Below are 13,175 nucleotides of genomic sequence, written 5' to 3' on the forward strand. Positions count from 1 at the left end.
GATGATCGCCACCGTCCGACCGGAGCCGGCCACCCGGCCGGCCCCGGTCGGGCCACCCCCCGCCCGTCGCCGGGTTGCCGTCGCGTTCCTGCTCGCCGCCGCGCTGGCCGTGGCGATCACCGCGGTGCACCTCACCCAGGGCACCTCGTCGGTCGGGGCGACGGACCTGCTCCGGCTGCTCACCGGCGCCGACGACGAGACCGCCCGGGTGCTTGTCGCCTCCCGGCTGCCGCGACTGCTCACCGGCCTGGCCGTCGGCGTCGCGCTCGGCTTCGCCGGGGCGGCCCTCCAGTCGACCACCCGCAACCCGCTCGCCTCGCCGGACACGCTCGCCGTCAACGCCGGTGCGCACCTGGCGATCGTGGCCACCGCCGCGTTCGGGATCGCGCTGCCCGCGCTGCCCGCCGGCGGGCTCGCGTTCTGCGGCGGGCTCGCCGCGGCCGGCCTGGTGATGCTGCTGTCCGCCGGCGGTCAGGCCGCGACCACCCGGCTGATCCTCGCCGGCTCGGCCACCGCGATGGCGCTCGCCTCGCTCACCATGCTGCTCCTGCTCCTCTTCGAACAGGCCACCATCGGGCTGTTCGCCTGGGGCAACGGCTCGCTCGTGCAGGGCGACCTGGTCGCGTTCACCCAGCTCGCCCCGGTGATCGCGGTCGCCGCGCTGGTGCTCGTCGCGCTCGGGCACCGGCTCGACCTGCTCGCCCTCGGCGACGACACCGCCACCGTGCTGGGGCTGGACGTGCGCCGGACCCGGCTCGCCGTGGTGCTGCTCGCGGTGCTGCTCTCCGCCGCCGCGGTCACCCTGGCCGGGCCGATCGGCTTCGTCGGGCTGGGCGCGCCGGTGATCGTCCGGCTGCTCGGCCGCTGGGTGCCGGAGGTGCACCGGCACCGGGTGCTGCTGCCGCTGTCCGGCCTGGTCGGCGTGGTCATCGTGCTCGGCTCCGACGTGCTGCTGCGGGCCGTGCTCGGCGGGCAGGCCGGCGTGGACGTGCCGACCGGCGTGGTCACCACGCTCTTCGGCGCGGTCCTGCTGGTCTGGCTGGCCCGCCGGCACCGCGACGCCGGCCCCACCCGGCAGCCGCCGGGTGGCCACGCGGCCGTACGCTCCCGCGCCTTCCACACCGCAGTCGTCGCCGCCTGCGCGGTGGCGACCGTCGGGGCGCTGGTCCTCGGCATGCTCGCCGGCGACACGATGGTCCTGCTCGGCGACGTCGTCAACTGGGTGCAGGGGCGCACCGGGCCGGCGTACACCTTCGTGCTGGACGCGCGCTGGCCGCGCGTCGCGGCGGCGCTGCTGGCCGGCGCCGCCCTCGCCCTGGCCGGCACCACCGTGCAGGCGGTGTGCCGCAACCCGCTCGCGGAGCCGGGCATCCTCGGCATCACCGGCGGCGCCGGGATCGGCGCGGTGTCGCTGCTGACGTTCGCCCCGACGGCCGGGGTGCTCGCGCTCTCCGGCGCGGCCGGTCTCGGCGCGGTCGCCGCGTTCACGCTTGTCTACGGGCTGGCCCGGCGGCGTGGGCTCAACTCCGACCGGCTCGTGCTGATCGGCTTCGCGGTCTGGCAGGGCGGCGCCGCGGTGATCACGTTCATCGTCGTCTCCTCCGACCCGTGGAACACCGGCAAGGCGCTGACCTGGCTGTCCGGCTCCACCTACGGGCGCACCGCGCCGCAGGTGCTGCCGGTGGCGCTCGCGCTGCTGACCGCCGTGCCGGTGGTCGCCGCGGTACGCCGGGAACTGGACCTGCTCGCCCTGGACGACGACACGCCCCGGGTGCTCGGCGTCCGGTTGGAGCGCGCCCGGTTGGTCGCGCTCGGCCTGGCGGCGCTGCTCACCGCCACCGCCGTCTCCGCGGTCGGGGTCATCGGGTTCGTCGGCCTGGTCGCGCCGCACGCCGCGCGGGCGCTGGTCGGCGGACGGCACACCCGGGTGCTGCCGGTCGCGGTGCTGCTCGGCGCCACGCTGGTCAGCCTCGCCGACACGCTCGGGCGCACCGTCATCGCGCCCGCGCAGGTCCCGGCCGGTCTGGTCACCGCGTTGATCGGCACCCCCTACTTCGTCTGGCTGCTGTGGCGCTCCCGCGCCGCCCACCGATGACATCGAAAGGACGTCACATGACCAGCACCGTGGCCGTCGCGCCGTGGCGTGTCTTCACCGTCGAGGTGCGCGCGTTGCGCCGGCTCGGCCCGTCGTTCCTGCGGGTCACGTTCACCGGGGCGGACCTGGACCGGTTCGCCGACAACGGGTACGACCAGCGGATCAAGCTGGCGTTGCCGGTGGCCGAGGGCGTGCCGGTGGAGTTGCCCGACGGTCCGGACTGGTACCAGCGCTGGCGGGTCCTGCCGGCGGAGCGGCGCAGCCCGATCCGCACCTACACGGTCCGGGCGGCCCGACCGGAGGCGTACGAGGTGGACGTGGACCTGGCGCTGCACGGCGACGGCGGCCCGGCGACCCGGTGGGCGCGGCGGGCCCGCCCCGGTGACCGGCTCGCGCTGGTCGGCCCGGACGCGGGCTGGTCCGGGCCGCACGGCGGCGTCGAGTTCCGGCCGCCGGCCGGGGCGACGCTGCTGCTGGCCGGCGACGAGACCGCCGCGCCGGCGATCTGCGCGATCCTGGACCGGCTGCCCGCCGGCGCGCACGGCCACGCCCTCGTGGAGGTGCCGGAGGCGGGCGACGTGCTGCCGTGCCGGGTGCCGGCCGGCATCACCGTGACCTGGCTGCCCCGGGCCGGCGCCCCGCACGGCAGCCGCCTCACCCCGGCCGTGACGGAACTCGCCGCGCGGCTGCTGCCCGCCCCGGTGGAGCCGCCGGCTCGGGCGCCGTCGTCCAACCCGCCGCCGGCCGAGGTGGACGTCGACCAGGAGATCCTGTGGGAGGTGCCGGAGCGGCCCGACGGGGCGGCGCTCTACGCCTGGCTGGCCGGCGAGGCGGCGGTGATCCGGGGCCTGCGCCGGCACCTGGTCACCGACCGAGGGCTCGACCGGCGGGCGGTGGCGTTCATGGGGTACTGGCGGGCCGGCCGGGCCGAGTGCTGACCGCTCACCCCCGCAGCGTCTCACCGGGTGACCGGCCGTACGTCTGCCGGTAGGCGGCGGCGAAGCGGCCGGGGCTGGCCCAGCCCCAGCGGCGGGCGATCGCGGCGACCGTCTCCTCCCCGCCGGGCTCGGCGGTGACCAGGTCCCGGTGTGCGCGCGCGAGCCGGACCCGGCGCAGGTAGGTCAGCGGACTGTGACCGACGTGCCGGTGGAACGCCGCCTGCAACGCGCGGGCCCCGACGCCGCAGGCGGCGGCGACCTGCGCGACGGTGACCGGCTCGGCGGCATGCTCGTCGAGGTATGCCTGGGCGCGGCGGACGACGGGCGGCGCGACCCGGCTCGGCTGCGGCAGGTAGTCGACCGTCATGGTGGTGTTGGGGAACACCGCGAGCGCGGTGGCCGCCGCCAGGTCGACCAGGGACGCCTGCACCAGCGGCTGCGCCATGGCGTCGTCGGACAACTCGTGCAGGAACGACGACAGCCGTACCCAGGCCTGAACCATCGCGGTCGACACCGGCGCGAACCCCAGGAACCGGAAGGTCTGCGGACCGGCCTCCGCCCGAACGGCAGCGACCAGCGCCACCCGTTCGGTCGGCAGCCGGACGACCATGCCGCCCAGGTCGGTCCAGGACACCCAGGACGGGACGGGCGCGGAGGTGCGGACGCCGCCCGGTGGCGTCCGCACCTCCGTCCGGCCGGCGGCGAGCCCGAGCCGACCCCGCACCACGTGCACGGCCATGAAGTCGGCGTACGGCCCGGTCAGCGAGCGGGCCTCCATCGAGTGCGCCATCCGGTCGAGACCGAGCGGACCGGCCTGCCTGGTCCGGAGCGCGAACCGGAAGCCGGGGCGGGGCCTGCCGAGGACCACCCGATGCTTGGTCAGCGCGAGGATGGCCTGGCAAGCGACCTCCGGATCGCAGGTGACCACCTCGTGTCGTCGCACCGGCACGGCGCCTGTTCCGGTGGTCATCGGCTGTCCTTCTCCCGTACGGCGGCGACCCATTCGGGAAGGATCGGGTCCGCGACCCGTCGCCGACGGACTTGTTGTCCGGTCACCGCCGCAGTGTCTCGCTGGGTGGCCTGCCGTACGTCTCCCGATAGGCGGCGGCGAAGCGGCCGCCGCTGGTCCACCCCCAGCGGCGGGCGATCGCGGCGACCGTCTGACCGCTGGCCGGGTCGGCGGTGGTCAGGTCGTGGTGGGCGCGGGCGAGCCGGACTCGGCGCAGGTAGGTCAGCGGGCTGTGGCCGACCTGCCGTTGGAACGCGGCCTGAAGGCCCCGCGGGCCGACGCCGCAGGCGGCGGCGACCTGCGCGACGGTAACCGGCTCGGCGGCATGCTCCTCCAGGTAGGCCTGCGCGCGGCGGACCACCGACGGCGCCACCCGGCGGGGCTCCGGCACGTAGTCGGCGGTCATGGTGGTGTTCGGGAACACCGCGAGCGCGGTGGTCGCCACCAGGTCGACCAGGGATGCTCGCAGCAGTGGTTGGTCGAGTCCGTCGGCGGAGGTGACGGACATCCGGGTGAGGAACGTGGACAGGTGCGCCCAGGTGCGGGCCATGGCCGGTGACACCGGCGCGAGGCCGAGGAAGCGGAAGGCCTGCGGGGGCGATTCCATTCGCCGGGCCGCGAACCGCGCCACCTGCTCCAGCGGCAACCGGACCGTGGTGCCGACCACGTCGGTCCAGTGCAGCACGGACCGGCGCGGCGGGTAACGGCCGACCCCGCCGGCGGCGACCAGCAACTCCTCGTCGCGGTCGACGAACCGGCACCTGCCACGAACGACGTGCACGGCCATGAAATCGGTGTACGGGCCGGCCTCGACCCACGCGTCCATGGAGTGGCAGGCCTGGTGCAGGGCGAGCGGGGCGGCCTGCACCACCCGCATCGCGAACTGGAAGTCGCGTCGGCTGCCGCGCAGGTGCGGCCGGTGCTCGCCGCACACCTCGGCGATGGCCTCGCGGGCGACGTCCGGGTCGCGGGTGGACAGTTCGGTCCGCCGTACCGGCGGGTGGTCCGTCACCGGTTCCGCTCCGCCGGGGTCGCCACGCCCGCCTTGCGCAGCGTGTCGCCGGGGTGGCAGCCGTACGCCTCGCGGTAGGCCTGCGCGAACCGCCCGGCGTGGGCCCAGCCCCAGCGGCGGGCCGTCTGCGCGACCGTCTGCCCCGGCCGGGCGCGCGTCAGGTCCCGGTGCGCGCGGCGCAGTCGGACCGCACGCAGGAACGCCATCGGGCTCTGCTCGTGGTGCCGCTGGAACGCGACCTGCAACGCGCGCGGCCCGACCCCGCAGGCCGCGGCGATCTGCGCCACCGTCAACGGCTGGGCGGCGTGCGCCTCGATGTAGTCGGCGGCGCGGCGCACCAGCGCGGGGGGTACGCCCGGCGCTCCGGGCAGATAGGGCACCGCCATCGTGGTGTTGGGGAACACCGACACGGCGGTGGCGGCGGCCAGGTCGACCAGCCCGGCGCGGGCCAGTGGGCTGCCCGCCACGGTGTCGTCGGTGAGCTGGGCTCGCAGGAACGCCGCCGTCGACCGCCACAGCGCCGCCATCGTGGGCGACAGCGGTGCGAGCGCGGTGAACCGGAAGGCGGCGGCGGGCAGGCCGGTCCGGGTGGCGGCCACCTCCACGATTCGCGACATGGGGAGCCGGACGACCGAGGCCGCCAGACCGGAGGAGGCCAGGCTGGCGGCCTCGTTCGGATACCGGCCGGTCGTGCCGGGCACCAGACGCAGCTCTTCGTTCCTGGTGTGCAGGGCGGACCGACCGCTCGTCACGGTCACCGCCGCGAAGCCGGGGTAGGGCGGGGTGTCCGCACGGGTGTCCATTGTGTAGAAGATTTCGTCGATTTCCAGTTCGTCCACGGTCATCCGGTGTCGCCGGTAGTGGAAGCGGTCGATGCGCCCGGAGACGCGGGCCCGGTGCTCGCCGTACCTGCCCGCGATGAGGTGGTGGGCGTGTTCGGGATCCGTCGTCTCGACGGTGTCGCGAGCTACCCGCCCGGTCCCGAGGGCCGTGCGTAGCTGGTTCACGCCTCACCTCCCGATGAGCTGATCCGGGGTTCGTCCGCTCGGATGAACGGGCTACTTGTCGGTCGGCAACGGTCTGACCGCGACGTGACGCCGAACGCGACACGCTGAGTGAAACGGCCGATCCACTTTCCGCAGCGAGCTGTCCGTTTCACGAATGGCAGTGCGGCGGTGGTGGGCATCCGTCGTTCGCAGGCTGGAAACAATCAGCCCCGAATCCGGTCGGCAGCGGGGCGACGAACCGATTCGACGGGCGGAAAGCGGCCTTGTGGTTACGCGCCGCCGCCCAGGAAATTGTCGGGTATCGGACTGTTCCGCCACCCGGGACGGGCGCCGTGCAGGGCCCTAGCGTCTGCCCTGTCCGAGATGCGGTCCCGGCTCGGCAGATGCGGCCGGCCGATCGGAGCCAGGCGACGATGCCGGCCCCGGTCGGCCGGTCCCCGTGCCCGCGTGCTCCCGCTGTTCGCCTGGATCGCCGACCGCGCGCTGGGCTCCACCCGGCGCAGAGGGGTGCTCACCCGTGACCGACCTCATTCCGCGCCCCACCGACCGCGACGTGGCGTACGGCATCGTGCTGGGCCTCGATCCGTCCGGGTCCGGACCGGCTGGGCGACCCGGCCCGGCCCGGCCGCCGCTGGTCGCCCTGGAGCGGGCGGTGCTGCCGGCGCTGCGCCGATCGCCCTGCCTGGTCAGCTTCTCCGGTGGGCTGGACTCGTCGCTGGTGCTGGCGATCGCCGCCCGGGTGGCACGGCGGGAAGGACTGCCGGACCCGGTCCCGGTCACCTGGCGGTTCACCGACGCGCCCCGGGCGCACGAGACGCCGTGGCAGGCCAAGATCATCGGTGAGCTGGACCTGGGACGGCAGTGGCAGATCCTCCAGGCCGGCGACGACCTGGACCTGGTCGGGCCGGTCGCCCGGCGGCTGCTGACACGCTACGGACAGCTGCACCCGCCGAACCGGCACCTGCACCTGCCGATCGTGGAACTGGCCCGGGGTGGTGCGCTGCTCACCGGCATCGGTGGGGATCAGATACTCAACGGCTGGCGGCGTCGCCCCGACTCGTTCCGGGCCCGCCTCGGCCGGCTCCGCCTGCGACGTCGGGAGACGGACCCGTTCCCGTGGCTGCGCCCGGAGGCGGGCCGGCAGGCGCGCCGCGCGTTGCGGGCCGAACGACGCGCCGAGCCGCGCCGGCTGGCCCAGCGGATCGCCTGGCATTTGCGCCGCCGCGACCTGACCATGACCCGCCTGAGCCTGGCCGCCGTCGCCGCCGACCACGACGTGCTGGCCGTGTCGCCGCTGCTGAGCGACGGGTTCACCGCCGCGCTGGCGGCGCGCCACGGGCGGCTGCGGTCGCCGTCGCGCGGTCAGCTGCTCACGGCGATCGCCGACGCCGCGCTGCCGCCGGTGATCGTCGCGCCCCGCCGCAAGGCCGCCTTCGACGAGGTGTTCCTCCGGGCGGCGACGCGGGATCTGGTGAACGCCTGGGACGGCAGCGGCGTCGACGGCTCGCTCGTCGACGTGCGCGCGCTGCGCCGGGAATGGTCGGCCTGGCCGATCGACGCGGGCACGGCGGCGCTGGTGCAGCAGGTGTGGCTGACCGGGCTCTCGGCCGCGCCCGGACTACCCGACCTGGAGGCGCCGCGGTGAACAGCGACCCGTCCGTCGTGTACCGGATTCCGGTCGACCGGGTGGCCTGGCGGACGAGCGGGGACGAGACGGTGCTGCTCGACCTCGGCCGGTCCGTCTACTTCGCGCTGGACCGCTGGGCCACGGTGCTCTGGCCGTACCTGGTGGCGGGCGCCACCGCCGCCCAGTTGAGCGACGTGCTGGCCCGCCGCGCCCCCGTGGAACGGGAGCGGGCGGTGGCCGACGTGCGCTCCTTCCTGGCCGACCTGGAGGCAGCCGACCTGATCGAACACGTCTGACCCGCGCGACGCCTCACCGCTGCCGGGCGGCCGGTGCGAAAGGGGCCAGCGGGTTGGCCAGCGTGCCGGCGAACTGCAACGTGGCGGACGGGTCGGCCAGATCCACCATCTGCCGGTTGTCGCGCAACTGGAGCCGGTTGAGGCAGGACAGCGGGAACTCCGGTGCGAACAGGTCGTACCTGCGGATCCGGTCGGCCAGCTGCGGCACCGAGCCGGCGTAGTCGGTGACACAGTCGGCGACGGTACGCCAGAAGTCGTCCTGGTCGAGCACGCCGGCCGTGTGCAGGGCGGCGCTCAGGTGCCGCAGGAAGCAGTCGAACACGTCGGTGAAGATGGCCAGGACCTTCTCGTCCTCGGGAATCGCCGCCCGCACCCGGCGCACCGGCGCCGGGAGGTCGGCGTCCGGGTCCATCACCACGATCTCCTCGGCGATGTCCTTGAAGATCACCCGCTCCACCGCGCCGCCGTCGAGCACCAGGATGACGTTCTCGCCGTGCGGCATGAACGCCAGGTCGTGTGCGTACAGGCTGTGCAGCAGGGGCACCAGGTAGGCGTCCAGGTAGCGGCGCAGCCAGCGCGCCGGCGCCAGCCCTGACTCCGCGATCAGCGCACCGGCCAGCGTCCGGCCGTCCCGGTCGACGTGCACCAGCGAGGCCATGGTGGCCAGCCGCCGGCCGGGCGCCAGGCCGGGCACCGGGCTCTCCCGCCAGAGGGCGGCCAGCATCTTCCGGTACGGCGACCCCGGGGCGGTCGCCGCCTCGTACTGCCGGTGCCGGTAGCCGATCGCGGCCCGCTCCCGCAGGATGGTCAGCCCGGTGCGGGCGAACACCGGGTCGCCGCCGATCAGCTCGGCGAGCCAGTCGTTGATCGCCGGTGTCGCCTCCATGTACGCGGCGGACAGGCCGCGCAGGAAGCCCATGTTCAGCACCGACAGCGCGGTCTTCACGTAGTGCCGGGCCGGGTCGCTGACGTTGAAGAAGGTACGGATGGACTGCTGGGCGAGGTGGTCGTCCGGCCCTTCGCCGAGGCAGACGAGCCGGCGCCGGGCCACCTCGCCGGCGAATGTCACGGCGAGCCTGTTCCACCACTGCCACGGGTGCACCGGGATGAGCAGGTAGTCGGCCGGATCGAGGCCGAGCCCGGTGAGCGTGGCGGCGAAACCCGCCAGGGTCTGCTCGCCCAGCTCGGCTCGCATCAGCGTGTCGTGGTCCAGATCGGCGGCGCTGGTGAACGTGGTGTGGTCGCGGTGCGCGGCCAACCAGAGCAGCCGGACTCCGGCGGCGGCCTCCGGGGCGTACCGGTGGTAGTCCTGCGCGCCGAAGCCGAGCCGCCCGTTGTTGGCCACGAAGCAGGGGTGTCCCTCGGTCATCTGCGTCTCGACGGTCTGGAAGTCGGCGGCGGCCAGCTCGGCGGCGGTGACCGCCGGCCGGCCCAGCTTGTACGCGGTGCTCGCCAGCGTGGAGGTGATCTCCTCCAGGTAGACCGGCAGGATCGCGTCGGTGAGGCCGAGCGCGCCGCGCAGTTCCAGGCAGAGGTCGACCGCGTCGGGCGGCAGTTCCTCGCCGTCGCGGCGTCGGGTGATGCTGGCGGCGTCGATCTGCCAGTGGTCCAGCGCGAGCCGCCGCGCCGCGAAGCGGTATTCCACCGCGTCGCCGCGCACCAGCCACCACCGGTCGCCGGCCGGCTCCGGCGTGATCAGGCGTTCGTGGGCGAACTCGGCGAGTGCCTTGCGCACCAGCAGCCGGTTGGCGGTGGCCCACGCCTCGGGGTGCAGGTGGGCGACGGAGGCGTCCGGGTTCACGGCTGCGTCTCTCCTTCAGTGGCGTTCTGGAACTGCTCGCGGGTGCAGACGCTGAGCAGCGCGGTCTTCTCCGGCTTGCGGATCTCGCCGACGACGGTGAAGCCGACGGCGGCGTTGAGCGCGTGCACGGCGGCGTTGCGCACGTCCGGCTCCACCACCGCCCGGCGGGTCGCCGGGTCGGCGAAGAGCCAGGCCAGCACCGTGGTGATGACCGCCCGGGTGAAGCCGTGCGTCGGGGTGTCGGTGGGCGCGCAGAGGAAGTGCATGCCGACGTCGCCGGGCGCCGGGTCGTACAACCCGACCAGCTCCACCCGGGCCGGGTCGTACCGTTCGGCCAGGAACGCCGGCCGGCCGCGCCACGAGCCGAGGTACGCGTCGTGGTGCGGGTGGGCGGCGATCCGCCGGTACTCCTCGGCGACGCCGGTCACGTCGGCGTCGGCCATCAGCCAGAACGCGGCCTTCGGGTGGGTGACCCAGCGGTGCAGCAGCGGCGCGTCCGCGTCGGCGTCCAGCGGCCGCAGTGTGAACGCGCCGAGCCGCGCGTCGACCCGGGTGAACACGCTCATGAGGGTGCCCCGAACTCCTGGAACGCGATGGTCTTCTCGATCGGGTAGTGCTCCCGGCCGGTCAGCTCCCGGATGATCCACGAGTTGCGGTACGGGCCCATGCCCAGGTCGGGGGAGGTGATGCTGTGCGTGTGCGTGCCGCCGTTCTGCAGGAACACGCCCCGGCCGGTGTGGTCGACGCTGTAGTTGCGGGCCACGTCGAGGCGGCCGTGCGCGTCCCAGCGCAGCCGGTCGCGCACCGGCGCGAGGAACTCCGGCACCCGGTGGCGGTAGCCGGTGGCCAGGATCAGGCCCTCGGTGTCCAGGGCGAACTCGCGGTCCTGCTCGGTGTGGCGCAGCCCGAGCCGGTAACGGCCGTCGACGTGTTCGGCGTCGACCAGCTCGGTGTTGGTCAGCAGCCGGGTCCGCGTCGGTCCCTGCAGGCTCCTGGCGTAGAGCGTGTCGTAGATGTCGTTGATCAGGTCGGCGTCGATGCCCTTGAACAGCGGTTTCTGTTCCGCCTCCAGCCGGTAGCGGGTCGCCTCGGGCAGCGCGTGGAAGTAGTCCACGTAGTCCGGTGAGGTCATCTCCAGCGTCAGCTTGGTGTATTCCAGTGGGAAGAACCGCGGCGAGCGGGTGACCCAGGTGAGCTGGTAGCCGTACCTGTCGATGTCGGTGAGCAGGTCGTGGTAGATCTCGGCGGCGCTCTGACCGCTGCCGACGACGGTGATGCTGCGCTTGGCCCGCAGCGCGTCCCGGTGTTCCCGGTAACGCGAGTTGTGGATCAGGTCGCCGCCCAGCCCGGCGCAGGCCGGCGGCAGGTGGGGCGGGGTGCCGGTGCCCAGCACCAGGCGCCGGGCCCGGTGGGTGGCCGGGCCGTCTGGCGTGTCGGCGTGCACCACGTAGTGCTCGCCGTCGTGCTCGACTCGGGTAACGGTGTGCCGGAAGCGCAGGTTCGGCAGCTTGCCGGCGGCCCAACGGCAGTACGCGTCGTACTCGGCGCGCAGCGGGAAGAAGCTCTCCCGGATGTAGAACGGGTAGAGCCGGCCGGTCTCCTTCAGATAGCTGAGGAACGAGTACGGCGAGGTGGGGTCCGCGAGCGTCACCAGGTCGGCGAGGAACGGCGTCTGCAACCGGGCGGATTCGAGCAGCATCCCGGGATGCCAGTCGAAGCCGTCGCGGGCCTCCAGGAACAGCCCGTCGAGGTCGTCGAGCGGCGCGGTGAGGCAGGCCAGGCCGAGGTTGTACGGGCCGAGGCCGATGGCGATGAAGTCCGGCATGCCTCTCCTCACCCGACCGGGGCCGGCGTGGCGGCGGTCCGGGCGTACCGGGCGGCGTGGCCGGCGATCAGGTCGAGCACGGCGGTGACGTCGTCCACTGTGGTCTCCGGGTTGAGCAGGGTGAGCTTCAGCCAGTGCGCGCCGTCGACCTTGGTGCCGGCCACGAGCGCCGCGCCGGAGGCGGCGAGGGCCTCGCGGGCGTGCAGGTTGGCCTCGTCGGCCAGGTTCGGGTCGGCGCCGGGCGGCACGTGCCGGAAGACCACGGTGCTGAGCTGGGACGGGGCCGCCACCTCGAAGCGACTGTCCGCGTCGAGGTGGCGCCAGACCTCGGCGGCGAGGTCGACGACCTGGTCGAAGAGCGCGCCGACCGCGTCCGGGCCCATGATCCGCAAGGTCAGCCAGAGCTTGCACGCGTCGAATCGGCGGGTGGTCTGGATGCTCTTGTCGACCTGGTTGGGGATGCCCTGCTCGGCCGCGCGGGCCGGGTTGAGGTAGTCGGCGTGCCAGGTGGCGTGCCGCAGCGTGCGGCCGTCGCGCACCAGCAGCGCGCTGGAGCTGACCGGCTGGAAGAACGACTTGTGGTAGTCGACGGTCACCGAGGCCGCCCGCTCGATGCCGTCGAGCAGGTGCCGGCGGGTGGGGGAGACCAGCAACCCGCAGCCGTACGCGGCGTCGACGTGCAGCCAGACCCCGGCGGCGGTGCAGATGTCGGCGGTCTCCGGCAGTGGGTCGATGGTGCCGAAGTCGGTGGTGCCGGCGGTGGCGACGACCGCCATCACCACCTGCCCGTCGCGGCGGCAGCGGTCGATGGCGCGGGCCAACTCGTCGGTGCGCATCCGGCGGCTCGCGTCGGTGGGCACGGTGAGCACCGCGTCGGCGGCGAGGCCGAGCAGTTTGGCCGCCTTCTGCACGCTGAAGTGGCCGGCTGCCGAGGTGATGATCCGCAGCCGGGCCAGCACCTCCGGCCGCGACGGCCGGACCGCAGCGCCACCCACCACCCGCCGGTACGCCTCCTCCCGGGCCAGCAGCATGGCCTGGAGGTTGGACTGGGTGCCGCCGCTGGTGAACACGCCGTCCGCGGCGTCGCCCAGCCCGATCCGCCCGGCCGTCCAGTCGATCAGGCGGCGCTCCATCAGCGTGGCGCCGGCGCTCTGGTCCCAGGTGTCCAGGGAGGAGTTGACCGCGCTGAGCACCGCCTCGCCGAGCAGCGCCGGGATCACCACCGGGCAGTTCAGGTGGGCCAGGTAGCGCCGGTGGTGGAACCACACCGCGTCGCGCAGCCACACGTCGTGCAGCTCGTCGAGGGCGGCGTCGGTGTCGCCCAGCGGCCGGTCCAGGTCGACCGCGCCGACCAGCGGGGCGAGCGCCCCCGGCGGGGCGCCGGTGCCCGGCCGGTCCACCGCGGCGACCCGGCGGGCGACCCGGTCGACGCCGCGCGCCAGCACGTCCCGGTAGCGCTCGACGGTGCCGTCGTGGAACAGGTGGGCGCGTGCCGCGCTGCCGATCGAACTCATGCGACGTCCCGGTGGTCGTGCGGACAGGGGGCGCGGCGAGCGCCGCGCGGC

11 protein-coding genes are annotated in these 13,175 nt (G+C 74.4%); 4 read left to right on the forward strand and 7 right to left on the reverse strand.

Going from position 1 to position 13,175, the window contains the following annotated elements:
• Position 1: 1 nt before the first annotated feature.
• Entirely contained in the window at positions 2-2,095 is a 2,094-nt protein-coding gene (locus O7598_RS11195) for an iron ABC transporter permease (protein WP_269691258.1), read from the forward strand.
• Positions 2,096-2,112: 17 nt separating this feature from the next.
• Complete coding sequence (locus tag O7598_RS11200) at positions 2,113-3,033, forward strand: siderophore-interacting protein (protein WP_269691259.1); 921 nt, start codon at positions 2,113-2,115, stop codon at positions 3,031-3,033.
• 4 nt (positions 3,034-3,037) lie between these two features.
• Here O7598_RS11200 and O7598_RS11205 read toward each other — a convergent pair whose 3' ends face one another.
• The 3 genes from O7598_RS11205 to O7598_RS11215 all read right to left on the reverse strand — a co-directional run bounded on the left by O7598_RS11205 (position 3,038) and on the right by O7598_RS11215 (position 6,061).
• Positions 3,038-4,003, reverse strand: coding sequence for a helix-turn-helix transcriptional regulator (locus O7598_RS11205; protein WP_269691260.1), 966 nt, complete (start codon positions 4,001-4,003; stop codon positions 3,038-3,040).
• An 82-nt stretch (positions 4,004-4,085) separates the two neighbouring features.
• Complete coding sequence (locus O7598_RS11210) at positions 4,086-5,054, reverse strand: AraC family transcriptional regulator (RefSeq protein ID WP_269691261.1); 969 nt, start codon at positions 5,052-5,054, stop codon at positions 4,086-4,088.
• Positions 5,051-6,061 carry an AraC family transcriptional regulator gene (locus O7598_RS11215; RefSeq protein WP_269691262.1) on the reverse strand — a complete coding sequence of 337 codons (1,011 nt, stop codon included), beginning with the start codon at positions 6,059-6,061 and terminating at the stop codon, positions 5,051-5,053. The genes O7598_RS11210 and O7598_RS11215 overlap by 4 nt, the downstream gene beginning before the upstream one ends.
• 517 nt (positions 6,062-6,578) lie before the next feature.
• Between O7598_RS11215 and O7598_RS11220 the strand changes: the two genes are divergently transcribed.
• A complete protein-coding gene (locus O7598_RS11220; RefSeq protein ID WP_269691263.1) occupies positions 6,579-7,706 on the forward strand; it encodes an asparagine synthase-related protein in 1,128 nt (375 codons plus the stop codon).
• Complete coding sequence (locus O7598_RS11225) at positions 7,703-7,984, forward strand: PqqD family protein (protein ID WP_269691264.1); 282 nt, start codon at positions 7,703-7,705, stop codon at positions 7,982-7,984. The genes O7598_RS11220 and O7598_RS11225 overlap by 4 nt, the downstream gene beginning before the upstream one ends.
• Positions 7,985-7,997: 13 nt before the next feature.
• Here O7598_RS11225 and O7598_RS11230 read toward each other — a convergent pair whose 3' ends face one another.
• From O7598_RS11230 to O7598_RS11245, 4 genes are read right to left on the reverse strand one after another with little or no spacing between them, the layout of a single operon-like run.
• Positions 7,998-9,785: an IucA/IucC family protein gene (locus O7598_RS11230; protein WP_269691265.1), complete on the reverse strand. Its 1,788-nt coding sequence runs from the start codon at positions 9,783-9,785 to the stop codon at positions 7,998-8,000.
• The gene (locus O7598_RS11235) at positions 9,782-10,351 is read right to left on the reverse strand and encodes a GNAT family N-acetyltransferase (RefSeq protein WP_269691266.1); all 570 of its coding nucleotides are present in this window, start codon (positions 10,349-10,351) and stop codon (positions 9,782-9,784) included. Before O7598_RS11235 ends, O7598_RS11230 begins: the two co-directional genes overlap by 4 nt.
• Positions 10,348-11,610 carry a lysine N(6)-hydroxylase/L-ornithine N(5)-oxygenase family protein gene (locus tag O7598_RS11240; protein ID WP_269691267.1) on the reverse strand — a complete coding sequence of 421 codons (1,263 nt, stop codon included), beginning with the start codon at positions 11,608-11,610 and terminating at the stop codon, positions 10,348-10,350. Before O7598_RS11240 ends, O7598_RS11235 begins: the two co-directional genes overlap by 4 nt.
• An 8-nt stretch (positions 11,611-11,618) precedes the next feature.
• The gene (locus tag O7598_RS11245; protein ID WP_269691268.1) at positions 11,619-13,124 is read right to left on the reverse strand and encodes a pyridoxal phosphate-dependent decarboxylase family protein; all 1,506 of its coding nucleotides are present in this window, start codon (positions 13,122-13,124) and stop codon (positions 11,619-11,621) included.
• Between the last annotated feature and the right edge of the window lie 51 nt (positions 13,125-13,175).

The organism is Micromonospora sp. WMMC241 (assembly GCF_027460165.1).
Lineage (GTDB): Bacteria > Actinomycetota > Actinomycetes > Mycobacteriales > Micromonosporaceae > Micromonospora > Micromonospora humi.